This is a genomic window from Mycobacterium talmoniae, from assembly GCF_001854525.1.
GTDB lineage: Bacteria > Actinomycetota > Actinomycetes > Mycobacteriales > Mycobacteriaceae > Mycobacterium > Mycobacterium talmoniae.
This window is the reverse complement of the sequence record NZ_MLQM01000074.1, coordinates 1-23,263: the sequence shown is the minus strand read 5'-3', so window position 1 is coordinate 23,263 and position 23,263 is coordinate 1. Positions and strand designations below refer to the sequence as shown.

Here is a 23,263-nt window from a genome sequence, read left to right as displayed (position 1 = left end):
CCCCCCCCCCCACCCCCCACCACCCCACCGCCCCCCCGCACCCCCAAATCAGACAAAAAGACGGGAAAATGTAGCCTAACCTATCCACGAGGTGGGGCGGCCCCTCCAGCCGGCGTGATGACGGGGTTACTTGCCCGACGCCGCCTGCAGCAGTTGAGCCGCCGAACCGCTCGACAAGATCCAGCCGCCCTGGTTGACGAACGTGACGTTCATGGTGCGCGCCGCTAGTTTGGGACCCGAGACGGTCACGTCGGCGCTGGCCGCGCCCGGTCCGGCCGGCGCGATGTTGGCCACGTTGAACGCCAACGGCAGCTCCCCCTTGCTGGCCGCCTTCTGCATGTGGTGGTCGGCCATCGCGGCTTGCACCGGCCCGATGCCGCCTTCCACCAGGTTGCTCTTGTTCGCGAACGGCACGTTGGGGTCGGCCAGGCCGTTGAGCACGCCGAGAAGCTGATCCGCGGTCGGCAGGGCGGCCGTTTGATCCAACGGCACGTCGAACACCACGGGCCGGACCTGGGCGGCGGCCGGACTGGCGGATACGGCAAGAACTGTCGCGCCGACGGCCGCGGCCCCGACGGCGGTGAGGGCCGCCACCCCGGCGACAAGGGATTTCACGCTCACGACCGGTCCTCTCGCTTGGCATCTACCTGAGGTAGAGATTCACGCTGATACTGCTGTTGTCGCTGTGGTGACCGGTTGTGTTACATCGCGGTGCGTGCGCGCGTCATCGAACGTTTCCGAGGCGTTCACGCGTGCGTCGGCCCACGGGTGCCGTCCCGCAGTCGATGCTGCGTAGCGTCACGTCAGCTTTGGTACGGCCCAACGAGAGGAGCGCCCACCGTGTTCGTCATCCGGATGCTGGACGGGGAAGAGGTGCGTGCCACCGAGCGCGACCAGCTCACCATCAATCCGGAGTCCGGCGTGCTCACCGTGCACCACGTGGACGGGTTCGAAGAAGCCACCACGCACTATTCACCGGCGGCGTGGCGTTCGGTGACCCACCGCGTCAAGAGCACCGCCCATGGCGCCACCGCGCTCTCCGGGACGAAAGCCACCCGCAGCTGACGACACCGAAGCCGGGCGGGGGCAACGGCGCTCCCGCCCGGCTTCGGTCCGTATTTGGGGTTGTGCGGCCTACAGCGCCCGCAGCAGCGCGGCCCGGCCCTTGACGTGCAGCCGCTCGAATTTGGAGTTGCGCAGCTCCTCCATCCGTGCCGCCATCCTGTTGCCCAGGTCCTCCAGTTCGGCGTCGCTGAGGTTCACCGGTGCCGGCGGGGGCACCAGGTCACGTTCCTCCTCGTCGGCGTGCGCCTCCAGGACGGTGAGGAAACTGTTCCATTCGGCTTCGTAGTCGGGCGAGGTGACCGGGGTCCGCAACGCCGCGGCCAGCGCGTCGTAGATTTGCCGATGCTCGGCGTGGGCGATCGCGATCAGGGTGCTGGCCGCGGCCAGCGCCGGGTAGTACAGGTCGTCCTCGATGCGCATGTGAATGTCGAACTCGAGCAGCAGTTCGTCGAGGATCTCTTGGCGTTCGGTGGAGCCGACGGGCGCGGCCTTGAGCCGGGTGCCCAGCCCGCGCAGGGTGTCGTGGTGGGCGCACAGGACGTCGTAGGCGTTGCTCATTGCGCCACTTCCTCTCCCACGCTGTCCGAGGCTTCTAAGGCGTCGACCGCCACGTAGGTGTGCCGCCCGGATCCGGTCGGTTGCGGTGCGCCGTCACGCAATTCGATCATGCCGTTGCGTAGCCGGGCCTGATAGCAGGGCAGCGGCGCCGACGCGGGGCCGCGGACCACCTCACCGGTTTGGGTGTCGAACTGCGAGCCGTGCCACGGGCACACCAGGTGGCCGCGGTCCAGCCAGCCGTCCTCCATCGGGGCGGCCAGGTGGGGGCAGTAGCCGCCGACCGCCGACACCGTGTCACCGTCGCGGCACAGCACCACCCCGACGCCGTCGACGTCGATCCGCTTGGGCTTCTTGCCGCTGGGCAGCGCCGCCGCCGGCAGCACCGGCGTCCAGTCGTCGAGGCGGAGCCGCTGCCCGGACTGGTCGATGCCGATCCCCGAGCCGAACACCAGCGCCCCGCCCAAAAAGCCGCTGCCGGTGGTGATGCCGTACCCGATGGCGCTGATCGCGATGCCGCGCAGGTGCCGGCCACGACGACGGTCCCGCCAGGACTGGACGTACAGCCCGGTGGCGATCAGGTTGAGCACGCCGTGCACCGCCCCGATCCGGCGGTCCTGCTCGTGGGTGTGCTGCCAGTCGGTGACACCGGTGACCGCCGAGGCGAGGTTGGCCAGGATGCCCAAGCCCAGGGCCCGCTGGGCGAACCGCGACGCGTCGAGCAGTTCGGATTTGGGCCGGCCCGGCAGCACGCTGAGCGCGTCCAGCGCCACCGTGGTGCCCAGGGCACCGCTGGTCAGCGACGCCAACGGCGGATGCACCGGATGCCCGAGCCAGACCCCGTTGAGCGCGTTGGTCACCCGGTTGCGGGCGCCGCCGAACGCGTTGAACGCGAAGCTCAGCACGTTCTCGAAGCGGTAGCTGGGCCGGTCCAGCCACTCTTGGCGCCCGAGTACGGTCAGTACCCGATTCCCGACCTTATGGAATCGATCCTCCACCCGCGGTGACCGTTGAACCACCATCACATCCGTCCTTTGTCTACTCGCGCCAGACCGACGGCCATCCGTCGGCGTCTCCGCCCAACCCGGCCGGGCGCCATTGCGAGGCCAGGTGCGCATTCCATCCGCTTTCGCGGATCAGCGTAGACCCGGCGTGTGAATTAGCTGACAACAGGGTGGGTGAGAAACCCTGCGCGGTCGGGCGGCCGCTGGGAATATGCTGTAAATCCGTCGGCTATCAGGCCATATGCACGGCGTTGACGTGGCGATATGCCGGTCCGTCCAGCTCGGTCAAATCGGGGCGATACCATCGCTCCCAGCCATTTCACAGCATTGTGTGTGATCTTGATTCGCGGTTATTTCAGGGACAAATCTCCGCAACCGTGGATCTTGGGGGACCGGCGCGCCGCGGGCCTTGCGGGTGCCACGCGGGGGCCGTGATCGCCGCCCCAGTAGCGTGCACCCTGCCGCGTCGTCCAGCAGGCCTCCCCCGCCGGTGCGCATTCGCCAGTCGCCGTCGGACGTTAACAGGCCCGTCGGCGGCCCCAACCGCCGCGCCGAGCGAGGAGGAATCGATGCTGCTGGAGTTCTGGGAGAACTTCCGCCACAACCTCTTCAAGCCGCTCCTGCTGTTCTTCTACCTCGGGTTCCTGATCCCGATCCTGAAGGTGCAGTTCGAGTTCCCGTACGTGATCTACCAGGGCCTGACGCTGTATCTGCTGTTGGCGATCGGGTGGCACGGCGGTGAGGAACTCGCCACCATCGATCCGTCCAGCATCGCCAGCGTCGCCGGGTTCATGGTGCTGGGCTTCGCCACCAACTGTGTGATCGGGCTGCTGGCCTATGGGCTGTTGACCCGGATGACGTCGCTGCGACGCGTCGATCGGGCGACGGTCGCCGGCTTTTACGGGTCGGATTCCGCGGGGACGTTCGCCACCTGCGTGGGCGTCTTGGCCACCGTGGGGATGGCGTTCGACGCGTACATGCCGGTCATGTTGGCCATCATGGAGATTCCCGGCTGCGTGGTGGCGCTGTATCTGGTGGCGCGGCTGCGGCAGCGGGGCATGGATCCGGTGGGGACCATGCCCGACGAACCGGGCTACAACCCGCGAGCCCGGCTGGAGCCGGTGGCGGCCGCCCAGCTGGGTCACGGGCATCAGGCCGAGACCCCGCGCGAGCGGGAGCTCGAGGAAGAGTTGGAGTTCTCCCTGGAGCAGCGCGAGCATCCCGAGCCGACGGGCCCGACGCCGCGCCTGCTCAGCGCCACGCTGGCGCGCGAGGTGCTGCTCAATCCGGGGTTGTATCTGCTGTTCGGCGGCCTGGCCATCGGCTTCATCGGCGGGTTGCAGGGCGCGAAGGTCGTGCACGACGACGACAACGTCTTCGTGGCGGCCTTCCAGGGCATCCTGTGCCTGTTCTTGCTCGAGATGGGGATGACCGCATCGCGCAAGCTGAAGGATCTGCGCAGCGCCGGTCGCGGGTTTATCGCCTTCGGCCTGGTGGCGCCGAATCTGTTTGCGGCGCTGGGCATCATCGTCGCGCACAGCTACGCCCACCTCACCCACACCCAGTTCCAGCTGGGCAGCTACGTCCTGTTCGCGGTGCTGTGCGGCGCGGCGTCCTACATCGCGGTGCCCGCGGTGCAGCGGCTGGCGATCCCGGAGGCCAGCCCGACGCTGCCGCTGGCCGCGTCGCTGGGCCTCACGTTCTCCTACAACGTCACGATCGGGATCCCGGTCTACCTCGAGGTCGCCCGCGCCGTCACCACCTGGTTTCCGGTGGGGTGAGGTCGCGTCGCGGCTTAAGTCGGCCTGGCCCGAATCGTTGCAAAATCGCCTATCGTCGCAGGATGAAGACGGTTACCAGCACGGAGGCCAAGGCGAAGCTCAACGCGCTGCTCGCCGAGGTCGAGCGGACTGGTGCCTCGGTGACGATCACCAACCACGGCCGTCCGGTCGCGGTGCTGACGCCGGCGCATCAACGTCAACGCAAGTTCGGGCAGCTCCCGATGCTTGTCGTACCGGACAACATCGATGACCCACTTCCGGACGCCGAAATCGCGGCCTGGGAAGGCAATTCGTGATGGAGCACAAAGACCCATTCGACCGCATGCTCGTGGCGCAGGCCGCGCGGCGAAACCTCACCATCGCGACCAGCGACGCCCGGATCCTGCGTGCCGCCCTGACGCCGACGCTCAAGACGTAGATCTCTTTGCGCCGGTGCCGGCGAATCCCGGCATGGGACCGGTTCGGCGAACCGTAAGGTAATGCGTGGCGCGTGTCGGTGAGGCGGGAGGTCGCGGGGTTGGACGAGGCGTTCGGCCGGTACCGGCTGCGCGGGTTGCTCGGCGCCGGCGGCATGGGCCAGGTGTTTCGCGCCTACGACACCGAACTGCACCGCGAGGTCGCGATCAAGGTGCTGCCACCGCAAGCCGCCGCCGACCCGTCGTTCGAGCAACGGTTTCGCCGCGAAGCCCGCACCGCGGCGGGGCTCGGCGAACCCCATGTGGTGCCGATCTATGACTCCGGCGAAATCGACGGCCGGCTGTTCATCGCCATGCAACTGGTCAACGGCACCGACGTCGCCACCCTGCTTTCTCGGCACGGTCCGATGCCACCCGAACAGGCCGTGCGCATCATCGAGCAGGCGGCCGCCGCGCTCGACACCGCCCACGACGCCGGACTGGTGCACCGCGACGTCAAACCCGCCAACCTGCTGGTCACCCCGAAAAACTTCGTCTACCTGATCGACTTCGGCATCGCCAACGCCGCCGGCCAAACCAAACTCACCAGCACCGGCGCCGCCATCGGCACCCTGGCCTACATGGCCCCCGAACGCTTCACCACCGGGCACTGCGACAACCGCGCCGACATCTACGCGCTGACCTGCGTACTACACGAATGCCTCACCGGCACAACGCCTTACCCCGCCACCAGCGTCGAACAACAGATGTTCGCCCACGTCAACGGACCGCCGCCAAAGCCCAGTCAAATACGGCCTGGGATCCCAACAGCGCTCGACGACGTCATCGCGTGCGGCATGGCAGCAGACCCCGAGCAGCGGTATCAGAGCGCGGGCCAACTCGCCCACACCGCCCGTACCGCCCTCAACCACAACCCAGCAGCCAACCCTGCGCACCCACCGGAGCTAACCCAACAGGCCACCACTAACCCGGTGACCACCCGCGACGGGCGCTACCAGAGCGATGGAAAGTTCACGACCGCCGCACCCACCGCACTGGCCGCCACCCAACCGTCTAGGACCACCCCACCGCCTGGACTGACCACCACGGCGCGCCGCCGCTGGCGGCGGCGCTGGGTCGCAGCGCTCGCCACCGCTGCAGTCCTGGTGTTGGCGGCAGCCACTGGCATCGCGTACTGGGTCAATAACCGGCACACCCGCCCCCGCACCCTCGCCGTGACTGCCACCATCGACGTCGGCAAGACCCCAGTCGGTGTGGCCGTCGACCCGGCCAATCACACCGCCTACATCGGCAACGCCAAGGACGGCACCGTCTCGGTAATCGATAGCAACCACACCGTCATCAACACCATTAAAATCGGTGAAAAAGTGGGGCCGCCGGCCGTCGACCCCACCGCCCACACCGCCTACGTCACCAGATCTGACGATGAGACCGTGTCGGTGATCGACACGAACACCAACACGATTACCAACACCTTCACGATCGGCGCGCCCCCGGGGTGGCTTGCGGTCGATCCCACCACCCACACCGTCTACATATCCAACCACAGCGAAGACACCGTGTCGGCGATCGATACCACCAGCAATACCGTCACTAACACCATAAAAGTCGGCCCGGGCCCCAACGATGTTGCCATCGACCCCGCCGCACATACCCTTTACACCGCCAACGGCGGCGGCACGGTCTCGGTCATCGACGCCACCACCAACACCGTCACAGCCACCATCAACGTCGGCAAGACGCCCAACGGAGTGGCCGTCGACCCCACCACCCACACCGCCTACGTCGCCAATGAAGGCGACAACACGGTGTCCGTCATCGACACCACCAACGCCGTCACGGCCACCATCAACGTCGGCATGAACCCGTTCGGTGTGGCCGTCGACCCCACCACCCACACCGCCTACGTCGCCAACTCCAGCGCCAGCACGGTGTCCGTCATCGACACCACCACCAACACCGTCACAGCCAACATCAACGTCGGGGCTATGCCGATGCAGATAGCCGTCGATCCCGAAGGCCACATGGTTTACGTCACCAACGGCGGCGACGACACCGTGTCGGTGATCGCGGCCACCCGCTGACTACCCCAGCAGTCCGCGCACCACCCCGTCGGCCAGCAACCGGCCACGGTCCGTTAGCACCAGCCGACCTCCCTCGGTGACCAGCAGGCCATCGGCGACGGCGGCGTCAGCGCGACGCCGTTCCTCAGCACCCAACCGCGACACCTCCAACCCCCGCCGCAGCCGCAGCGCCAACATCACGTCCTCGGTATGCCGGTCACCGTCAGACAGCTCTTCAAACCCGCCCACCGGCAGCTCACCGTCGCTAATCAACCCCGCATACGCGTTGGGATGCTTGACATTCCACCATCGGACGTCGCCGACGAACCCGTGCGCGCCGGGTCCGGCGCCCCACCATTGGCCACCGTCCCAGTAGCCCAGGTTGTGCCGGCATTCCCCGCCGGGCCGACTCCAGTTGGACACCTCATACCAGGAGAACCCGGCCGAACTCAGCCGCGCGTCGAGCAGCTGGTAGCGCTCGGCCATCACGTCGTCGTCGGGCATAGGCAGCTCACCACGGCGCACCCGGCGGGCCAGCGCGGTGCCGTCCTCGACGATCAGCGCATAGGCCGACACGTGGTCGACGCCGGTGTCCAGCGCCACCTCCACCGAGTCCAGCAGATCCTCGTCGGTCTCCCCCGGCGTGCCGTAGATCAAATCCAGGCTGACGTGCTCGAAACCGGCGGCCAGCGCTTCTCGCGCCGCGGCCGCCGACCGGCCCGGCGAATGCACCCGGTCCAGCGTCGCCAACACTCGCGGCGCCACCGACTGCATGCCCAGCGACACCCGGGTGTAGCCGGCGTCGCGGATCGCGGCGAAGAACTCCGGTGACGTCGACTCCGGGTTGGCCTCGGTGGTGACCTCGGCGTCGGGCGCCAGCTCGAAGTGGGTGCGCACCGCGTCGAGCATCACGCCCAGCCGGGCAAACCCCAGCAGCGACGGGGTGCCGCCGCCGACGAACACGGTGTGCACGGTCGGCGCGCCCAGCCGCGCGGCCGCCAGCTCCAGTTCGGTACACAGCGCCGCCAGCCAGGCGTCGGGATTGACCCCGCCCAACTCGGCCGGCGTGTAGGTGTTGAAGTCGCAGTAGCCGCAGCGGGTCAGGCAGAACGGCACATGCAGGTACAGCCCGAACGGCCCGCCCGGGCGCAACCGCAGGTCGGGCAGGTCAACCGGCGCGGGAGCAGAGGGCATGCCAAATCATCCCACGGCTAACCGGTGTCGGCCCGTTAGCGGGATCCGAGGGTGAACGCGCATTCATTCTGCGTCCACGGCGCAGACGTTCGAGAAGACCGCGCCGTGGACGCAGACTCAACGGCGGCCGCCCAGCCAAAGCCAGGCACGACCCGTCAGGACCGGTCGGGGTGGGGCACCGGGCGCACATCCAGCCCGGGGATCCCCTCGAAATCCGCCGGGTTGCAGGTGAACAGCGGCAACCCGTAAGCAATCGCGCTGGCGGCGATCAGCGCGTCGTAGGCGCGAGCAGCCGGTTTTCGCCCAGACGCACGCAACGCCGCCGCCACCGCGCCGAACGCCCGCGCCGATGCGTCGTCAAAGGCCAATACGTCGAAGTCCGATTCGGCCTGCTGCAGATGCGCCTGGCGCGCCGCGCGCTCTTCGTCGCTCGGCGCGACATGCGGCCCGACGGACAACTCGGCCAGCGTGACAGCGCTGACCACGGACTCCTCGGGAAGAGTCGCCGGATCGTCGAGGCGTCCCAGCAGGATCACGGTGGAGGTGTCGAGCATTCCCCGCGATGTCGCCTCAGGCATTACAGCGACGGGTTGAGCACGGCGTCGATATCGCGGCGCAGTGCGTCGGGATCCACCCGCGGCAGCCGCTTCCGACGCGCGATGAGCTCGGCGGGTCCCGGACCGCGACGGGGCACCGGGCGCAGCTCGGCCACCGCGCGGCCATCCCGCGTGACCACCACGGCCTCACCGCGCTCGACGCGGTCAAGCACCTCGCCGCCCTTATTGCGCAGGTCGCGCACCGTCACCGACTCCACGACATCAGCGTATCACCGGTGAGACACTCCTTTTGCTCACCGTGATCCCAACTTTGACCTGGTAGCGCGGTTCCGCGGCGGCTGTGGCACAATGGCCGGGTGACCGTCGCCCACCGCACCCCGTTTGATATTGCGCTGGTGGCGCGTCGGCATATCGATCTCAAGCGTGTCTGCAGCTGTCGCTGTCTGCCTTGATGTCGTAGACCCGCCCACCTGAACTTCCAGCTGGCCACCGGATCTGCGCTGCCGGGACAGCCACCGGTGATTTGCGCGGTCCAGCCGGCTCCTCCGCGAAGGAGAGCTTGCCCGATGACGTCCCCCAAGACGAAACCGCGCCCCGCCAAAACCAGAGACGAGGGCCAGTGGGCGTTGGGTCAGCGCGAGCCGCTCAACGGCAACGAGCAGTTCAAACAGGACGACGCCCCGCTCAACGTGCGCGACCGCGTGGTGAACATCTACGCCAAGCAGGGCTTCGATTCCATCGACAAAACCGATCTGCGCGGCCGGTTCCGCTGGCTGGGCCTGTACACCCAGCGCGAACAGGGCTACGACGGCACCTGGACCGGTGACGAGAACGCCGACCTGCTCGAGGCCCGCTACTTCATGATGCGGGTGCGCTGCGACGGCAAGGCGCTGTCGGCCGCGGCGGTGCGCACCCTCGGTGAGATCTCCACCGAGTTCGCCCGGGACACCGCCGACATCTCCGACCGGCAGAACCTGCAGTACCACTGGATCGAGATCGAGAACGTCCCAGAGATCTGGGACCGGCTGGCCGCCGTCGGCCTGCAAACCACCGAGGCCTGCGGTGACTGCCCGCGCGGCATGCTGGGCTCCCCGCTGGCCGGCGAATCCCTCGACGAGGTGCTCGACGCCTCCCCCGCGCTCGACGAGATCGTGCGCCGCTACATCGGCAACCCCGAGTACGCCAACCTGCCGCGCAAGTTCAAGACCGCGATCTCCGGGCTGCAGGACGTCGCCCACGAGATCAACGACGTCTCGTTCATCGGCGTCAACCACCCCGAACACGGCCCCGGCCTGGACCTGTGGGTGGGCGGTGGCCTGTCCACCAACCCGATGCTGGCCCAGCGGGTCGGGGTGTGGGTGCCGCTGGATGAGGTGCCCGACGTGTGGGAGGCCGTCACCGCGATCTTCCGCGACTACGGCTACCGCCGGCTGCGGTCCAAGGCCCGGCTGAAGTTCCTGGTCAAGGACTGGGGTGTCGAAAAGTTCCGGGAGGTGCTCGAAACCGAGTACCTCAACCGCAAGCTGATCGACGGTCCGGCCCCGCAACCGGTCCCCCACACGGTCGACCACGTCGGGGTGCAAAAGCTCAAGAACGGGCTCAACGCGGTCGGGGTGGCCTCGATCGCCGGGCGGGTGTCGGGCACCATCCTGTCCAAGGTGGCCGACCTGATGGAGCAGGCCGGCTCGGATCGGGCCCGGCTCACCCCGTATCAGAAGCTGATCATCCTCGATGTGCCCGACGACAAGCTCGACGAGCTGGTCGCCGGCCTGGACGCGCTGGGGCTGCCGTCGGCGCCGTCGCATTGGCGGCGAAACCTGATGGCCTGCACCGGGTTGGAGTTCTGCAAGCTGTCGTTCGTCGAAACCCGGACGCGCTCCCAGTCGCTGGTGCCCGAGTTGGAGCGCCGGCTCGACGACCTCAACGCCCAGCTCGACGTGCCGGTCACCGTCAACATGAACGGCTGCCCCAACTCGTGTGCCCGCATCCAGGTCGCCGACATCGGCTTCAAGGGCCAGATGATCGACGACGGGCACGGCAACTCGGTGCCCGGTTTCCAGGTGCACCTGGGCGGCAGCCTCGGCGCCGACAGCGGGTTCGGCCGAAAGCTGCGCCAGCACAAGGTCTTCGACGCCGAGCTCGGCGACTACATCGAGCGGGTGGTGCGCAACTTCGTCAAGCACCGCGACGAGGGCGAACGCTTTGCCCAGTGGGTGCTGCGCGCCGACGAGGACGACCTGCGATGAACGACTGGACCGAAACGCAGCTGCGCGAGTTGGCCGCCCGCGGCGCCGCCGAACTCGACGGCGCCAACGCCACCGAGCTGCTGCGCTGGACCGACGAGCACTTCGGCGGCGTGCACGGCCCGCGCGGCGCGGCGACCTGCAACTACCTGGTGGCCTCCAACATGCAGGACGCGGTGCTGGTGGACCTGGCCGCCAAGGTGCGGCCCGGGGTGCCGGTGCTGTTCTTGGACACCGGGTATCACTTCGCCGAAACCATCGGCACCCGCGACGCCGTCGAGGCCGTCTACGACATCTCGATCCTCAACGTCACCCCCGAGCACACGGTGGCGCAGCAGGACGAGCTGCTGGGCAAGGACTTGTTCGCCCGCGACCCCGGCGAATGCTGCCGGCTGCGCAAGGTCGTCCCGCTGACCAAGGCGCTGCGCGGCTACGCCGCCTGGGTGACCGGGCTGCGCCGGGTGGAGGCGCCCACCCGGGCCAACGCCCCGCTGATCAGCTTCGACGAGCAGTTCGGCCTGGTGAAGATCAACCCGCTGGCCGCGTGGACCGATCAGGACATGGCCGACTACATCGCCGCCAACGATGTGCTGGTCAACCCGCTGGTCGAGGAGGGCTACCCGTCGATCGGCTGCGCTCCGTGCACCGCCAAACCGCTGGCCGGCGCCGACCCGCGCAGCGGGCGCTGGCAGGGCACGGCCAAGGTGGAATGCGGGCTGCACGCCTCGTGACCACCCTCGTGTTGACCGCGCACGGCAGCGCGGATCCGCGCTCCTCGGCCAATACCCGGGCGATCGCGGGACATCTGCGCCGGGTGGCGCCCGAGCTGGACGTGCGGGTGGCGTTTTGCGAGCAGAACACCCCGAACCTGCGCGATGTGCTGCCCGGGCTGTCCGGCGACGTCGTCGTCGCGCCGTTCCTGCTGGCCAGCGCCTACCACGCGCGCATCGACATCCCCGGGTTGATCGCCGAGTCCGGCGCCCGGGTGCACCAGGCCGACGTGCTCGGCGAGGACGAGCGGCTGCTGACCGTGATGCGCCAGCGGCTCACCGAGGCGGGGGCCTCCCGGTTCGACGCCGGGCTGGGGGTGCTGGTCGTGGCGGTGGGCTCGTCGAACCCGGCCGCCAACGCGCGCACCGCGCGGCTGGCTGGCGCCCTGGCCCGCGGAACCCGGTGGGCGGGCGTGGAAGTCGGCTTCGCCACCGGGCCGGAGCCGTTGCCGGTGGCCGCGCAGCGGCTGCGGGACCGCGGCGCCACCCACCTGGCGATCGCCCCCTGGTTTTTGGCCCACGGCCGCATCACCGACCGGGTCGCCGACTACGCCGCGACCGCGGGCATCGTGATGGCCGAACCGCTGGGCGCGCATCGGCTGGTGGCCGCCGCCGTGCTGGACCGGGTCGAGGACGCGCTGGCCGCGCGGATCGCCGCGTAGGCCGACCGGCGCGAGGGTGCGCAAACCCGGGAATTAGGCCGGCGTGTCGGCCGGGGACACGCCCGCTCGCGGCAAATCGGCGTCCTCGGCGATCGCGCCGTTGAGCGGGGGCACGTGGGTGGCCCGCGCGTAGACGGTGTCGCCCTCGGACAGCGCCAGCGCCTCGGCGTCCCCGCGGGTGATTTGCGCGGTGAACGACCCGTGGGTGGCCGCGCTGGTCAACTCGACGCGCACCTCAAACCCCAAGGTCACCACCCGGTCGACGGTGGCGCGCACCACGCCGGTGGTCTCCCCGGTGCCGTCGCTGGCGGCGATCGCCAGGTCCGGGGTGCGCCCGACCCGGATGTCGTGCGGTCGCACCAGCGCGCCGTTGAGCGAGGACACCGCCCCCAGAAACGACATGACGAACGCGTTGGTCGGGGCGTCGTACACCTGGGTGGGCGAGCCGACCTGCTCGATGCGGCCCTTGTTGAGCACCGCGATCCGGTCGGCCACATCCAGCGCCTCGGCCTGGTCGTGGGTGACCAGCACGGTGGTGACGTGCACCTCGTCGTGCAGCCGGCGCAGCCAGGTCCGCAGATCCTCGCGGACCTTGGCGTCCAGCGCGCCGAACGGCTCGTCGAGCAGCAGCACCTGCGGATCGACCGCCAGCGCGCGGGCCAGCGCCATCCGCTGACGCTGCCCGCCGGACAGCTGGTTGGGGTAGCGGCCCTGAAACCCGCTGAGCCCGACCACCTCGAGCAGGTTGTCGACCTTGGCCTTGATCTCGGACTTGGGCCGGCGGCGGATCTTCAACCCGAACGCGACGTTGTCGCGGACCGTCATGTGTTTGAACGCCGCGTAATGCTGGAACACGAACCCGATGCCGCGCCGCTGCGGCGGCACCCCGGTGACGTCGCGCCCGTTGATGGTGATGGTGCCGGTGTCGGGCCGGTCCAGGCCGGCGATGGCGCGCAGCAGGGTGGATTTGCCCGACCCGCTGGGCCCCAGCAGCGCGGTCAGCGACCCGGCGGGCACCACGAAGTCGACGTTGTCCAGCGCGGCGAAATCGCCGTAGTGCTTGTTGGCGCCGGTCACGGTGATCGCGTTCGTAGTCACTAGGACACCTCCTTGCCCGCGCGCCGGGCATCCAGAATCACCTGCACCACCAGGACCAGCACCGAAACCGCCATCAGCAGGGTGGACAACGCGTAGGCGCCGTACTCGGCGCCGCGGTTGTAGCGGTCGGAGACCAGCAGCGTCAGGGTCTGCGAGGTCCCCGGCAGGTTCGACGACACCATCAGCACCGCGCCGTATTCGCCCAGCGTCCGCGCCACGGTCAGCACGATGCCGTAGGTCAGCCCCCACCGAATGGACGGCAGCGTGATCCGCCAAAACGTCTGCCACCAGCCCGCACCCAGGGTGGCCGCCGCCTCCTCCTGGTCGGTGCCCAGTTCGTGCAACACCGGCTCGACTTCCCGGATCACGAACGGCAGGGTGACGAACAGGCTGGCCAGCACGATGCCCGGCAACCCGAAGATGATCTTGATGCCGAGGTTGTTTTCGACGAACCCCAACGCGCCCGCCGACCCCCACAGCACGATAAGCGCCACACCGACGATGACCGGCGACACCGCGAACGGCAGGTCGATGACCGCCTGCAGCGCGCCCTTGCCCCGGAACCTGTTGCGCGCCAACACCAGCGCGGTCGGGATCCCGAAGATCAGGTTCAACGGCACCACGATCGCCACCACCAGTAGCGTCAAGTCCAGCGCCGCGATGGCGGCCGGGGTGGAGATGTAGTCGAAGAACTGCCCGAGCCCCGGGGCGAAGGTGCGCCACAGGATCAGCGCGACCGGCACCACCAGCAGCACGAAAATGTAGCCGAGCGCCAGGTAGCGGGTGAGGTAGCGGATCGCCGCGGAGGGAGTCATGCCGCCTGCTCCTCACGTTTGGCGGCGCGCGAGCCCACGGTGCGCAGGATGAACAGCACCACGAACGAAATAGAAAGCAGCACAATGGAGATGGCCGCCGCACCGGTGCGGTCGTCGTTTTCGATGAGGGTGCGGATCCACTGCGAGGACACTTCGGTCTTGCCCGGCACCGCGCCCCCGATCAGCACCACCGAGCCGAATTCGCCGATGGCACGCGAGAACGCCAACCCGGCGCCGGTCAACAGCGCCGGGGTCAGCGCGGGCAACACGATGGTGGTGAAGATCGTCGCGCCACCCGCCCCCAGCGAGGCGGCGGCTTCCTCGGCGTCCCGGTCGATTTCGAGCAGCACCGGCTGCACGGCGCGCACCACGAACGGCAGCGTCACGAACGCCAACGCCACCCCGACACCCCAGCCGGTGTGCTGCAGATGCAGCCCGACCGGGCTGTTGGGCCCGTACAGGGCCAGCATCACCAGGCTGGCGACGATGGTGGGCAACGCGAACGGCAGGTCGATGATGGTGTCGATCAGCCGTTTGCCCGGAAAGTCGTCGCGCACCAGCACCCAGGCGATCAGCAGCCCGAAGATCAGGTTGAGCACGGTCACCCCGGCCGAGATCGTCAGCGTCACCCGAAACGACTCCAGCGCGGCATGCGAGCTGATCGCCAACCAGAACGCCTGCCAGCCGCCGCCGACGGCCTGCCAACCGATCGCGGCCAGCGGCAGCAGCACGATGATCGACAGCCACACCACCGCGGTGCCCACCCGCAGCGAGGTGCTGCCCAGCCGCTGCCCCAGCTGCGCCGCTACCCCACCGCGGACGCGGTCGGGTGCGGACCCGGCGATGTCCCTGTCCGGCTCTGCGGTCGCGGTCATCCGGTGGCCTGCATGTAGATCTTGGTGATGGCGCCGTTGCGTTTGTCGAACAGCCGCGGGTCCACACCGTCCCAGCCGCCCAGGTCGGTGATCGTCCACAGTTTCTCCGGCGCCGGGAACTGATCCCGGAAGTCGGCGGCCACGGCCGGGTCGACCGGCCGGAAACCGGACTGGGCCCACAGCTTTTGCGCCTGCGCGGTGTACTGGAAGTTCTTGAACGCGGTCGCGATATCGAGATGGTTGCTGGTGGTGACCACCGCCATCGGGTTGTCGATTTTGAAGGTCTGCGGCGGGTTGAGGTGTTCGACCGGTTTGCCCTGCCGTTCGGTGGCGATGGCCTCGTTTTCGTAGCTGATCAGTACGTCGCCGCTGCCCTGGACGAACACGTCGGTGGCCTCCCGGCCCGATCCCGGACGCAGTTTGACGTGTTCGCTGACCAGTTTGCGCACGAAGTCCAACCCGGCCTGCGCGTTCTTGCCGCCGCCGCTTTTCACCGCGTAGGGGGCCAGCAGGTTCCATTTCGCCGAGCCCGAACTCAGCGGGCTGGGGGTGATGACCTCCACCCCGGGCCGCAACAGGTCATCCCAGTCCTTGATGTGCTTCGGGTTGCCCTTACGCACCACCAGGGTCACCACCGACCCGAACGGCAGACCCTTGGTGGCGTCTTTGTCCCAGTCCGGGGACACCTTGCCGGCGGCCACCAGCCGGGTGATGTCGGGTTCCACCGAGAAGTTCACGATGTCGGCGGGTTTGCCGGCCGCCACCCCGCGGGACTGATCGGCCGACGCGCCGTAGGAGGTGACCACCTCCACGTCCTTGCCCTCCTCGGAGGCGGTGAACGCCGGGATCACCGCGCTCCAGCCCGGTTCGGGCGCCGAGTAGGCGACCAGCGTGATGCTGGTGTGCGCACCGCTGCGGCTGCTGCCGCCGACGACGTCGCTGGGGCCGCCGCCGCAGGCCGCCAGCAGGGCGGCGCCCAGCACCGCGCTGACGATCAGCGCGGTGGCGCGTCGGGCCTGGTTGAACATGGGTGACCTTTCAGTGCGGGCTTCAGCGATACGGCCCGTCGCGACGGAAAGGTGCTCAGTAGTTAAGGGTCACGCACTGACAAAGCCACACCGCGGACGGGACTCTCACGTCAGCGACAACAGTGCACATCGGCCACAGCGCAATTTCCCACGGCAATGAGCGCCAAGATGTGGCACTCACCGTTACCGGACGCTGCGAGCATGCCGCGAAGCCTAACAGAAATTGTCATCACCGCAGGCCGAGGCCCGGCCGCGTCAGCGGGTCAGCAGCCAGGTGACGATCACCAGCACGATCAAGATCACCAACACCAACGTCACCCGGGATCGCGGCAGCCCGCCCATCAGGACTCCTCGTCGCTGTGCCAGGCGCGTCGCATCAGCTGGATGCCGTTGCCGAGCAGGCCGTCCATCAGCACCGCGGCCAGGTAGGCGATCACCAACACCACCGGCATCACCACGATGGTCTGTATCACAAAGCCGAGCCCGGACAGCCACAGTTCGATGCCGTCCCACCAGCTCAGGAACCCAGCCACGCCGCTCACCCTATGCGGCCGGCCCGGGGAAACCAACCTCGCCGCGACCGCCGACACACCTCCCCGAGGTGGACGCCGGGCCGGTCGGCAGATGATGATGGCCGCATGGTCCTGCATACCAAGCCCGCCGACCAGCCCACCACCGAGCCCACCGACAAGACCATCGCCCGACCGCTGACCATGAGCACCCCGGTGCCCTACGTGGCGGGCGCCCCGCTGCGCAACCCGTTCCCGCCGATCGCCGACTACGCGTTTTTGTCCGACTGCGAGACGACCTGCCTGATCTCCGCGGCCGGCTCGGTGGAGTGGATGTGTGTACCGCGCCCGGATTCCCCGAGCGTGTTCGGCGCGATCCTGGACCGCAGCGCCGGGCATTTCCGGCTGGGACCCTACGGCGTCTCGGTGCCGTCGGCGCGGCGCTACCTGCCCGGCAGCCTGATCCTGGAGACCACCTGGCAGACCCATACCGGCTGGTTGATCGTGCGTGACGCGCTGGTGATGGGGCCCTGGCACGACATCGAGACCCGGTCGCGGACGCATCGGCGCACCCCGATGGACTGGGACGCCGAACACATCTTGCTGCGCAGTGTGCGCTGCGTCAGCGGCACCGTCGAGCTGGTGATGAGCTGCGAGCCGGCCTTCGACTACCACCGGCTCGGCGCCAGCTGGGAGTACTCGGCCAACGGCTACAGCGAAGCGGTCGCGCGGGCCACCAAGAACCCCGACGGTCACCCGACGCTGCGGCTGACCACCAACCTGCGGCTGGGGTTGGAGGGCCGCGAGGCCCGGGCCCGCACCCGGCTCAAGGAGGGCGACAACGTCTTCGTCGCGTTGAGCTGGTCGCGGCATCCGGCGCCGCAGACCTACGAAGAGGCCGCCGACAAGCTGTGGAACACCACCGAGTTCTGGCGGCAGTGGATCAATATCGGCAACTTCCCCGACCATCCGTGGCGGGCGTTCCTGCAGCGCAGCGCGCTGACGTTGAAGGGCCTGACCTATTCGCCGACCGGCGCGCTGCTGGCGGCGTCCACCACCTCGCTGCCGGAGACCCCGCACGGCGAACGCAACTGGGATTACCGGTACTCCTGGGTGCGGGATTCGGCGTTCACGCTGTGGGGCCTGTACACGCTGGGGTTGGACCGCGAGGCCGACGACTTCTTCTCCTTCATCGCCGACGTGTCCGGCGCCAACAACGGGGAACGCCATCCGCTGCAGGTGATGTACGGCGTCGGCGGCGAACGCAGCCTGGTCGAGGAGGAACTGCACCACCTGTCCGGCTATGACCATGCCCGCCCGGTGCGGATCGGTAACGGCGCCTACAACCAGACCCAGCACGACATCTGGGGCACCATGCTGGACTCGGTGTACCTGCACGCCAAGTCGCGCGAACAGGTGCCCGAGACGCTGTGGCCGGTGCTCAAGGCCCAGGTCGAAGAGGCGGTCAAGCATTGGCGGGAGCCCGACCGCGGCATCTGGGAGGTGCGCGGCGAGCCGCAGCACTTCACCTCCAGCAAGATCATGTGCTGGGTGGCGTTGGACCGCGGCGCCAAACTCGCCGAGCGGCAGGGCGAACGCAGCTACGCCCAGCAGTGGCGGGAGATCGCCGACGAGATCAAGGCCGACGTGCTCGAACACGGGGTGGATTCGCGCGGGGTGTTCACCCAGCGCTACGGCAGCGACGCGCTGGACGCGTCGCTGCTGCTGGCGATCCTGACCCGGTTCTTGCCGTCGGATGACCCGCGGGTGCGCGCGACCGTGCTGGCCATCGCCGACGAGCTCACCGAGGACGGCCTGGTGCTGCGCTACCGCGTCGAGGAGACCGACGACGGGCTGGCCGGCGAGGAGGGCACCTTCACCATCTGCTCGTTTTGGCTGGTGTCGGCGCTGGTGGAGATCGGCGACGTCAACCGCGCCAAGCGGCTGTGCGAGCGGCTGCTGTCGTTCGCCAGCCCGCTGCACCTGTACGCCGAGGAGATCGAGCCGCGCACCGGGCGGCACCTGGGCAACTTCCCGCAGGCGTTCACCCATCTGGCGTTGATCAACGCGGTGGTGCACGTGATCCGGGCCGAGGAGGAAGCCGAAAGCACCGGCACCTTCCAGCCCGCCAACGCCCCGATGTAACGGCGTCAGCTCAGCGCGGTGACCTTGTCCATCATGGTGTGCGCGATGTCGACCGCGCTGCTTTTGCGCTCCCCCGACACGTCGCGGTAGAACGAAACCTGCACCTCGACTAGGCAATTCACCCGGACACCGAGGGCTCGCACCCCGGGGATGGTCCCGGAATCGAAGCTGAAACTGGTGCTGGCCGACAGCACCGAATCAGCGACTTTGGGTCGGCTCAGGGTAAAGGTGTCACCCCGGGACGTCACCGCCTCGCCGTCGCAGTGCTCCCACTGCTTGGTCAGCTCCTCGAACGCGGTGTCGGCGTCCGCGACGCTGGGCAACGCGACCACGCCCTCTTCCACATCGATCACCGTCGCGTCGCGGTCATCCCGCGGCGTCCACCAGATCTCCCGGGCGGCCTCCTGCACGTCGGCGGAGTCGTAGCTGCTCTTTTGCATCAGGCCGACCGCCAGCGCGCAATCCGGGGACGAGACGTCGGGCCGCTCGTCGAACGCGTCGTCGCCGAACCGGGGCGCCAGGTTGGGGTCGCTTTCGAAGGGCTGCTCCAGCATCTTCTCCAGCTCGGCGTCGTCGAGCAGCACCTGCTTGACCGCGCGACCGGTGAGCGGACTCGGGGTCAGCCCCGACGCCGGGTGCACCGTGCCGTCCACGATGCGGGTGCAGCCGCTGACCAACACCAGCACTGACAGCAACACCGCGGTCCGCGACACCAGCGGTGTGCCCGTCACTTCTTGGCCTTGTCCCCGCCGGCGTCGGTGGACAGCGCCGCGACGAACGCCTCCTGCGGCACGTCGACCCGCCCGATGGTCTTCATCCGCTTCTTGCCTTCCTTCTGCTTTTCCAGCAGTTTGCGTTTCCGGGTGATGTCGCCGCCGTAGCACTTGGACAGCACATCCTTACGGATCGCGCGGATGTTCTCGCGGGCAATGATTTTCGAGCCGATCGCGGCCTGCACCGGCACCTCGAACTGCTGGCGCGGGATCAGTTCCTTGAGCTTGGTGGTCATCTTGTTGCCGTAGGCCGCCGCGGCGTCCTTGTGCACGATGGCGCTGAACGCGTCGACGGCCTCGCCCTGCAGCAGGATGTCGACCTTGACCAGCGCGGCCTCCTGCTCGCCGGCCTCCTCGTAGTCCAGGCTGGCGTAGCCGCGGGTGCGGGATTTCAGCGCGTCGAAGAAGTCGAAGATGATCTCCCCCAACGGCAGGGTGTAGCGCAGCTCGACGCGTTCGGGCGACAGGTAGTCCATGCCGCCGAGCTCGCCGCGGCGCGACTGGCACAACTCCATGATGGTGCCGATGAACTCGCTGGGCGCGATGACGGTGGTTTTGACCACCGGCTCATACACGGTGCCGATCTTGCCCTCCGGCCAGTCCGACGGGTTGGTCACCGTCACCTCGGTGCCGTCGTCTTTGACCACCCGGTACACCACGTTGGGCGAGGTGGAGATCAGGTCCAGGTCGAATTCGCGCTCCAGGCGCTCCCGGGTGATCTCCATGTGCAGCAGACCCAAAAAGCCGCAGCGGAACCCGAACCCCAGCGCCACCGAGGTTTCCGGCTCGTAGGTCAGGGCGGCGTCGTTGAGCTGCAGCTTGTCCAGCGCGTCGCGCAGGTCCGGGTAGTCCGAGCCGTCCACCGGGTACAGCCCGGAGTACACCATCGGCCGCGGTTCGCGGTAGCCGGTCAGCGCCTCAGTGGCACCGTGCCGCGCGGTGGTGACGGTGTCGCCGACCTTGGATTGGCGCACGTCCTTCACCCCGGTGATCAGATAGCCGACCTCGCCGACGCCTAAGCCTTTGCTGGCCTTGGGCTCCGGGGAGACGATGCCGACTTCCAGCAGTTCGTGGGTGGCGCCGGTGGACATCATCGCGATCTTCTCGCGCGGGACGATCTTGCCGTCGACGACGCGGATATACGTGACCACGCCGCGGTAGGTGTCGTAGACGGAGTCGAAGATCATCGCCCGGGCGGGGGCGTCGGCGTCCCCGGTGGGTGGGGGCACCTGGCGGACCACCTCGTCGAGCAGTTAGGCGACGCCCTCGCCGGTCTTGCCGGACACCCGTAACACGTCGTCGGGTTCGCAGCCGATGATGTGCGCGATTTCGGCGGCGTAGCGGTCCGGGTCGGCCGCCGGCAGGTCGATCTTGTTGAGCACCGGGATGATGGCCAGGTCGCGGTCCAGCGCCAGGTACAGGTTGGCCAGCGTTTGCGCCTCGATGCCCTGGGCGGCGTCGACCAGCAGCACGGCGCCCTCGCAGGCTTCCAGCGCGCGGGACACCTCGTAGGTGAAGTCGACGTGGCCGGGGGTGTCGATCAGGTGCAGCACGTATTTTTGGCCGTTGGCCTCCCACGGCAGCCGCACGTTCTGGGCCTTGATGGTGATGCCGCGTTCCCGCTCGATGTCCATCCGGTCCAGGTACTGGGCGCGCATCGACCGCTCGTCGACGACGCCGGTGAGCTGCAGCATCCGGTCCGCCAGCGTGGACTTGCCGTGATCGATGTGGGCGATGATGCAGAAGTTCCGAATCTGCGCCGGCGCGGTGAAGGTTTGGTCGGCGAAACTGCTGATGGGAATCTCCTGGTTGACGGGGTGGGACAGCGGCGGGGCGCGGCTTCCAGGGTATCCAGCGACGACCGTGACAACACAATCGCGCCTCAGCGTTCTCACCTATGCTGGCGCCATGGCTTCCCCGCGGAGGACAGGGTGGCAGACGTTTCAGCGGTTTGCCGAGAACCTCGTGTTCAACGAGGCCCCGCGAGTCATCCGCCAGCTCCAGCACGTGCCGGCCGTCCAGCAGGGCATTCAACGCGGCATTCAGCAAGGCATCAAGATCGGTCTGGACGTCCTGTCCGGCGCCACGTCGGAGCCGCCGGTCGCGATCCCGGCCGGTCGCCCGGTGACCAGCGGCAGCGTCCCGACCGCGCACCGGGCCCGCAAAGTCGTGTATGCCCCGGACCTGGACGGCCGCGCTGATCCCGGTGAGGTGGTGTGGACCTGGGTCGTCTACGAAGACGACCCCACCCGCGGCAAGGACCGTCCGGTGTTGGTGGTGGGCCGCGACCGGCACACGCTGCTGGGGCTGATGTTGTCCAGCCAAACCCACCATCACGACGACCCGGCCTGGGTCGGCATTGGCGTCGGCCCGTGGGATTACGAGGGCCGGCCCAGCTGGGTGCGGTTGGACCGGGTGCTCGACGTCCCCGAGGAAGGGATCCGGCGCGAGGGCGCGATCCTGGACCGCGCCCTGTTCGACGTGGTCGCGGCCCGGCTGCGCAACTCCTATTCGTGGAGTTGAGCCCGCTCGACGGCGCTTAGCCCTGGGTGATGTAGGACTGCAGCTGCTCCTGCTCGGCTTGCAGCTCTTCGATCCGGGTTTTGACGACGTCACCGATGCTGACGATCCCGACCAGCCGGCCCTGCTCGAGCACCGGCACATGCCGGATCCGGTTCTCGGTCATCAGCACACTGACATCGTCCACCGAATCGGATTTGGTGCAGCTGGCCACCACGGAGGTCATGATCGTCGACACCGGGCGGGCCAGCATGCTGGCGCCGTGGGCGTGCAACTCGCGCACCACGTCGCGCTCCGACACCACGCCCTGCAGGCCATCCGGTCCGACCACCACCATGGCGCCGATGTTGTGCTCGGCGAGCCCGGCGAGCAGATCCCGGACCGAGGCGTCCGGGTCGATGGTCACTACCGCTGCGCCCTTATTCCGCAACACGTCCGCTATTCGCATCCAGACCTCCGCGTTTGTGATCCGGTTCACACTAGGCTACGCCACGCCCCGCGGTGGGTGATCCGCTCTCGGGTCAGCCGGTGGTGCCGATGACCTCCAGGCAGTAGGTCAGCGGCGGCTCCGGGTAGTTCAGCGGTTGCTGGTCGCCGCCGCACAGTCCGGGGTCGTCCACGCCGTCGCGCCGCAGCGCAACCCGGACCGTGGGCTCGGTGAACCCGGGGGTGCACCCGGTGGGTTCGAACAAGTGCGTGACGATGCCCTGTTGATAGCAGGTGCCGACGGCCAGGTCGTCCTGCAGGCACAGCCCGCCGCCACCGCCCTCGAGGGTGGCGTACTCCTCGGTGGGACAGTTCTTCTGACCGGTGTACTTCTTGGCCACGATCACCCGGGCGTCCGGCGACGAGCAGGGCAGTTCGTGGACGTCGCCGGGTTTAACCATGATCGTCGTGTCCACCTTGAGGCAGGTGCCGACGGCGTAATCGAACAAGGGCTCGTCGCCGCCGCTACTGCCGTGGTGATGGAAAAGCCCACCGACGACGGCCTTGGCCGCGATCACCCCGATCAGCACCATCGCGGCGCTGCCGATCCGTTTGCCGATCGACGGCTTCGCCTTCGGGGCGGGTGGGGGTTGTCTCCTTCTCACAATGGAAGCTGCCGCCGACTTACAAGGTGGTGGGGTCGGGGGGGGGGGCGGGCGGTTGTGGGTAGTGGGGGTGTTGGCGGCTCAGGGCCTAGGAGTTGT

Annotated in this window: 25 protein-coding genes and 2 pseudogenes; 11 read left to right on the top strand and 16 right to left on the bottom strand. The window is 68.3% G+C overall.

Annotated elements, in window-relative coordinates; genetic code table 11:
* Window positions 1-126: 126 nt before the first annotated feature.
* Window positions 127-621 carry an MTB12 family secreted protein gene (locus BKN37_RS14680; RefSeq protein ID WP_071027076.1) on the bottom strand — a complete coding sequence of 165 codons (495 nt, stop codon included), beginning with the start codon at window positions 619-621 and terminating at the stop codon, window positions 127-129.
* Window positions 622-840: 219 nt separating this feature from the next.
* Between BKN37_RS14680 and BKN37_RS14675 the strand changes: the two genes are divergently transcribed.
* Entirely contained in the window at window positions 841-1,065 is a 225-nt protein-coding gene (locus BKN37_RS14675) for a hypothetical protein (protein ID WP_071027074.1), read from the top strand.
* Window positions 1,066-1,134: 69 nt separating this feature from the next.
* Here the strand turns inward: BKN37_RS14675 and BKN37_RS14670 are convergent, their stop codons facing one another.
* Both BKN37_RS14670 and BKN37_RS14665 read right to left on the bottom strand, forming a co-directional pair.
* Window positions 1,135-1,623, bottom strand: coding sequence for a hemerythrin domain-containing protein (locus BKN37_RS14670; protein WP_071027072.1), 489 nt, complete (start codon window positions 1,621-1,623; stop codon window positions 1,135-1,137).
* Window positions 1,620-2,642, bottom strand: coding sequence for a Rieske (2Fe-2S) protein (locus BKN37_RS14665; RefSeq protein WP_071027070.1), 1,023 nt, complete (start codon window positions 2,640-2,642; stop codon window positions 1,620-1,622). Before BKN37_RS14665 ends, BKN37_RS14670 begins: the two co-directional genes overlap by 4 nt.
* A gap of 551 nt (window positions 2,643-3,193) precedes the next feature.
* Here BKN37_RS14665 and BKN37_RS14660 point away from each other — a divergent pair.
* From BKN37_RS14660 to BKN37_RS14650, 4 genes and pseudogenes are all read left to right on the top strand, one after another.
* Complete coding sequence (locus BKN37_RS14660; protein ID WP_071027068.1) at window positions 3,194-4,405, top strand: sodium-dependent bicarbonate transport family permease; 1,212 nt, start codon at window positions 3,194-3,196, stop codon at window positions 4,403-4,405.
* Between the two features lie 62 nt (window positions 4,406-4,467).
* Window positions 4,468-4,701: a type II toxin-antitoxin system Phd/YefM family antitoxin gene (locus BKN37_RS14655; RefSeq protein WP_071027067.1), complete on the top strand. Its 234-nt coding sequence runs from the start codon at window positions 4,468-4,470 to the stop codon at window positions 4,699-4,701.
* Window positions 4,702-4,703: 2 nt separating this feature from the next.
* Window positions 4,704-4,823: pseudogene (locus BKN37_RS27805) on the top strand (PIN domain nuclease); the annotation flags it as partial.
* A gap of 72 nt (window positions 4,824-4,895) precedes the next feature.
* The gene (locus tag BKN37_RS14650; RefSeq protein WP_131823611.1) at window positions 4,896-6,905 is read left to right on the top strand and encodes a serine/threonine-protein kinase; all 2,010 of its coding nucleotides are present in this window, start codon (window positions 4,896-4,898) and stop codon (window positions 6,903-6,905) included.
* Here BKN37_RS14650 and hemW read toward each other — a convergent pair whose 3' ends face one another.
* The 3 genes from hemW to BKN37_RS14635 all read right to left on the bottom strand — a co-directional run bounded on the left by hemW (window position 6,906) and on the right by BKN37_RS14635 (window position 8,892).
* Entirely contained in the window at window positions 6,906-8,078 is a 1,173-nt protein-coding gene (gene hemW / locus BKN37_RS14645) for a radical SAM family heme chaperone HemW (RefSeq protein WP_071027063.1), read from the bottom strand.
* A 155-nt stretch (window positions 8,079-8,233) separates the two neighbouring features.
* Window positions 8,234-8,632, bottom strand: a complete 399-nt coding sequence (locus BKN37_RS14640) for a type II toxin-antitoxin system VapC family toxin (RefSeq protein ID WP_083341799.1) — start codon at window positions 8,630-8,632, stop codon at window positions 8,234-8,236.
* Window positions 8,633-8,655: 23 nt separating this feature from the next.
* A complete protein-coding gene (locus BKN37_RS14635; RefSeq protein WP_194074148.1) occupies window positions 8,656-8,892 on the bottom strand; it encodes a type II toxin-antitoxin system Phd/YefM family antitoxin in 237 nt (78 codons plus the stop codon).
* 99 nt (window positions 8,893-8,991) lie between these two features.
* Here BKN37_RS14635 and BKN37_RS30390 point away from each other — a divergent pair, with 99 nt between their 5' ends.
* The 4 genes from BKN37_RS30390 (at window position 8,992) to BKN37_RS14620 (ending at window position 12,310) form a co-directional block, all read left to right on the top strand.
* Window positions 8,992-9,087, top strand: a complete 96-nt coding sequence (locus BKN37_RS30390; protein WP_423212796.1) for an Ms4527A family Cys-rich leader peptide — start codon at window positions 8,992-8,994, stop codon at window positions 9,085-9,087.
* A gap of 114 nt (window positions 9,088-9,201) precedes the next feature.
* Window positions 9,202-10,881 (top strand): nitrite/sulfite reductase, encoded by a 1,680-nt coding sequence (locus BKN37_RS14630; protein ID WP_071027061.1) that lies wholly within the window; start codon window positions 9,202-9,204, stop codon window positions 10,879-10,881.
* Complete coding sequence (locus BKN37_RS14625) at window positions 10,878-11,609, top strand: phosphoadenylyl-sulfate reductase (RefSeq protein WP_071027060.1); 732 nt, start codon at window positions 10,878-10,880, stop codon at window positions 11,607-11,609. Before BKN37_RS14630 ends, BKN37_RS14625 begins: the two co-directional genes overlap by 4 nt.
* Entirely contained in the window at window positions 11,588-12,310 is a 723-nt protein-coding gene (locus BKN37_RS14620) for a sirohydrochlorin chelatase (RefSeq protein ID WP_071027058.1), read from the top strand. The genes BKN37_RS14625 and BKN37_RS14620 overlap by 22 nt, the downstream gene beginning before the upstream one ends.
* A gap of 33 nt (window positions 12,311-12,343) precedes the next feature.
* Here the strand turns inward: BKN37_RS14620 and BKN37_RS14615 are convergent, their stop codons facing one another.
* From BKN37_RS14615 to BKN37_RS14595, 6 genes are all read right to left on the bottom strand, one after another.
* Window positions 12,344-13,408, bottom strand: a complete 1,065-nt coding sequence (locus BKN37_RS14615) for a sulfate/molybdate ABC transporter ATP-binding protein (RefSeq protein ID WP_071027056.1) — start codon at window positions 13,406-13,408, stop codon at window positions 12,344-12,346.
* Complete coding sequence (cysW, locus tag BKN37_RS14610; protein WP_071027054.1) at window positions 13,408-14,223, bottom strand: sulfate ABC transporter permease subunit CysW; 816 nt, start codon at window positions 14,221-14,223, stop codon at window positions 13,408-13,410. The genes BKN37_RS14615 and cysW overlap by 1 nt, the downstream gene beginning before the upstream one ends.
* On the bottom strand, window positions 14,220-15,098 hold the full coding sequence (gene cysT / locus BKN37_RS14605) for a sulfate ABC transporter permease subunit CysT (RefSeq protein ID WP_083341798.1): 879 nt from the start codon (window positions 15,096-15,098) through the stop codon (window positions 14,220-14,222). The genes cysW and cysT overlap by 4 nt, the downstream gene beginning before the upstream one ends.
* Window positions 15,095-16,126 (bottom strand): sulfate ABC transporter substrate-binding protein, encoded by a 1,032-nt coding sequence (locus BKN37_RS14600; RefSeq protein WP_071027052.1) that lies wholly within the window; start codon window positions 16,124-16,126, stop codon window positions 15,095-15,097. Before BKN37_RS14600 ends, cysT begins: the two co-directional genes overlap by 4 nt.
* A gap of 110 nt (window positions 16,127-16,236) precedes the next feature.
* Window positions 16,237-16,329 (bottom strand): Ms4533A family Cys-rich leader peptide, encoded by a 93-nt coding sequence (locus BKN37_RS30385; protein ID WP_423212795.1) that lies wholly within the window; start codon window positions 16,327-16,329, stop codon window positions 16,237-16,239.
* A gap of 138 nt (window positions 16,330-16,467) precedes the next feature.
* A complete protein-coding gene (locus BKN37_RS14595) occupies window positions 16,468-16,659 on the bottom strand; it encodes a hypothetical protein (protein ID WP_095407098.1) in 192 nt (63 codons plus the stop codon).
* A 105-nt stretch (window positions 16,660-16,764) separates the two neighbouring features.
* Here BKN37_RS14595 and BKN37_RS14590 point away from each other — a divergent pair, with 105 nt between their 5' ends.
* Window positions 16,765-18,780, top strand: coding sequence for a glycoside hydrolase family 15 protein (locus tag BKN37_RS14590; protein WP_071027048.1), 2,016 nt, complete (start codon window positions 16,765-16,767; stop codon window positions 18,778-18,780).
* A gap of 5 nt (window positions 18,781-18,785) precedes the next feature.
* Here BKN37_RS14590 and BKN37_RS14585 read toward each other — a convergent pair whose 3' ends face one another.
* Window positions 18,786-19,511, bottom strand: a complete 726-nt coding sequence (locus BKN37_RS14585; RefSeq protein WP_242657253.1) for a sensor domain-containing protein — start codon at window positions 19,509-19,511, stop codon at window positions 18,786-18,788.
* Window positions 19,508-21,379 (bottom strand): annotated as a pseudogene (gene lepA / locus BKN37_RS14580) (translation elongation factor 4). The gene BKN37_RS14585 and the pseudogene lepA overlap by 4 nt, the downstream one beginning before the upstream one ends.
* A gap of 82 nt (window positions 21,380-21,461) precedes the next feature.
* Between lepA and BKN37_RS14575 the strand changes: the two are divergent.
* Complete coding sequence (locus BKN37_RS14575) at window positions 21,462-22,076, top strand: type II toxin-antitoxin system PemK/MazF family toxin (protein ID WP_071027046.1); 615 nt, start codon at window positions 21,462-21,464, stop codon at window positions 22,074-22,076.
* Window positions 22,077-22,092: 16 nt separating this feature from the next.
* On the opposite strand, the gene BKN37_RS14570 is transcribed toward BKN37_RS14575, so the two are convergent.
* Both BKN37_RS14570 and BKN37_RS14565 read right to left on the bottom strand, forming a co-directional pair.
* Entirely contained in the window at window positions 22,093-22,521 is a 429-nt protein-coding gene (locus BKN37_RS14570; protein ID WP_071027078.1) for a CBS domain-containing protein, read from the bottom strand.
* 73 nt (window positions 22,522-22,594) lie between these two features.
* Window positions 22,595-23,164: an LppU/SCO3897 family protein gene (locus BKN37_RS14565; RefSeq protein WP_131823610.1), complete on the bottom strand. Its 570-nt coding sequence runs from the start codon at window positions 23,162-23,164 to the stop codon at window positions 22,595-22,597.
* Window positions 23,165-23,263 lie beyond the last annotated feature (99 nt).

Excerpts from the sequence above, each read along its gene's own strand:
- BKN37_RS14625 (WP_071027060.1), top strand. The coding sequence starts at position 10,878 with ATGAACGACTGGACCGAAACGCAGCTGCGCGAGTTGGCCGCCCGCGGC.
- BKN37_RS14620 (WP_071027058.1), top strand. The coding sequence starts at position 11,588 with ATGCGGGCTGCACGCCTCGTGACCACCCTCGTGTTGACCGCGCACGGC.
- cysT (WP_083341798.1), bottom strand. The coding sequence starts at position 15,098 with ATGACCGCGACCGCAGAGCCGGACAGGGACATCGCCGGGTCCGCACCC.
- BKN37_RS14640 (WP_083341799.1), bottom strand. The coding sequence starts at position 8,632 with ATGCTCGACACCTCCACCGTGATCCTGCTGGGACGCCTCGACGATCCG.
- BKN37_RS14570 (WP_071027078.1), bottom strand. The coding sequence starts at position 22,521 with ATGCGAATAGCGGACGTGTTGCGGAATAAGGGCGCAGCGGTAGTGACC.
- BKN37_RS14630 (WP_071027061.1), top strand. The coding sequence starts at position 9,202 with ATGACGTCCCCCAAGACGAAACCGCGCCCCGCCAAAACCAGAGACGAG.
- BKN37_RS14670 (WP_071027072.1), bottom strand. The coding sequence starts at position 1,623 with ATGAGCAACGCCTACGACGTCCTGTGCGCCCACCACGACACCCTGCGC.
- BKN37_RS14660 (WP_071027068.1), top strand. The coding sequence starts at position 3,194 with ATGCTGCTGGAGTTCTGGGAGAACTTCCGCCACAACCTCTTCAAGCCG.
- BKN37_RS30385 (WP_423212795.1), bottom strand. The coding sequence starts at position 16,329 with ATGCTCGCAGCGTCCGGTAACGGTGAGTGCCACATCTTGGCGCTCATT.
- cysW (WP_071027054.1), bottom strand. The coding sequence starts at position 14,223 with ATGACTCCCTCCGCGGCGATCCGCTACCTCACCCGCTACCTGGCGCTC.
- BKN37_RS14655 (WP_071027067.1), top strand. The coding sequence starts at position 4,468 with ATGAAGACGGTTACCAGCACGGAGGCCAAGGCGAAGCTCAACGCGCTG.
- BKN37_RS14665 (WP_071027070.1), bottom strand. The coding sequence starts at position 2,642 with ATGGTGGTTCAACGGTCACCGCGGGTGGAGGATCGATTCCATAAGGTC.
- hemW (WP_071027063.1), bottom strand. The coding sequence starts at position 8,078 with ATGCCCTCTGCTCCCGCGCCGGTTGACCTGCCCGACCTGCGGTTGCGC.
- BKN37_RS14590 (WP_071027048.1), top strand. The coding sequence starts at position 16,765 with ATGGTCCTGCATACCAAGCCCGCCGACCAGCCCACCACCGAGCCCACC.
- BKN37_RS14575 (WP_071027046.1), top strand. The coding sequence starts at position 21,462 with ATGGCTTCCCCGCGGAGGACAGGGTGGCAGACGTTTCAGCGGTTTGCC.
- BKN37_RS14600 (WP_071027052.1), bottom strand. The coding sequence starts at position 16,126 with ATGTTCAACCAGGCCCGACGCGCCACCGCGCTGATCGTCAGCGCGGTG.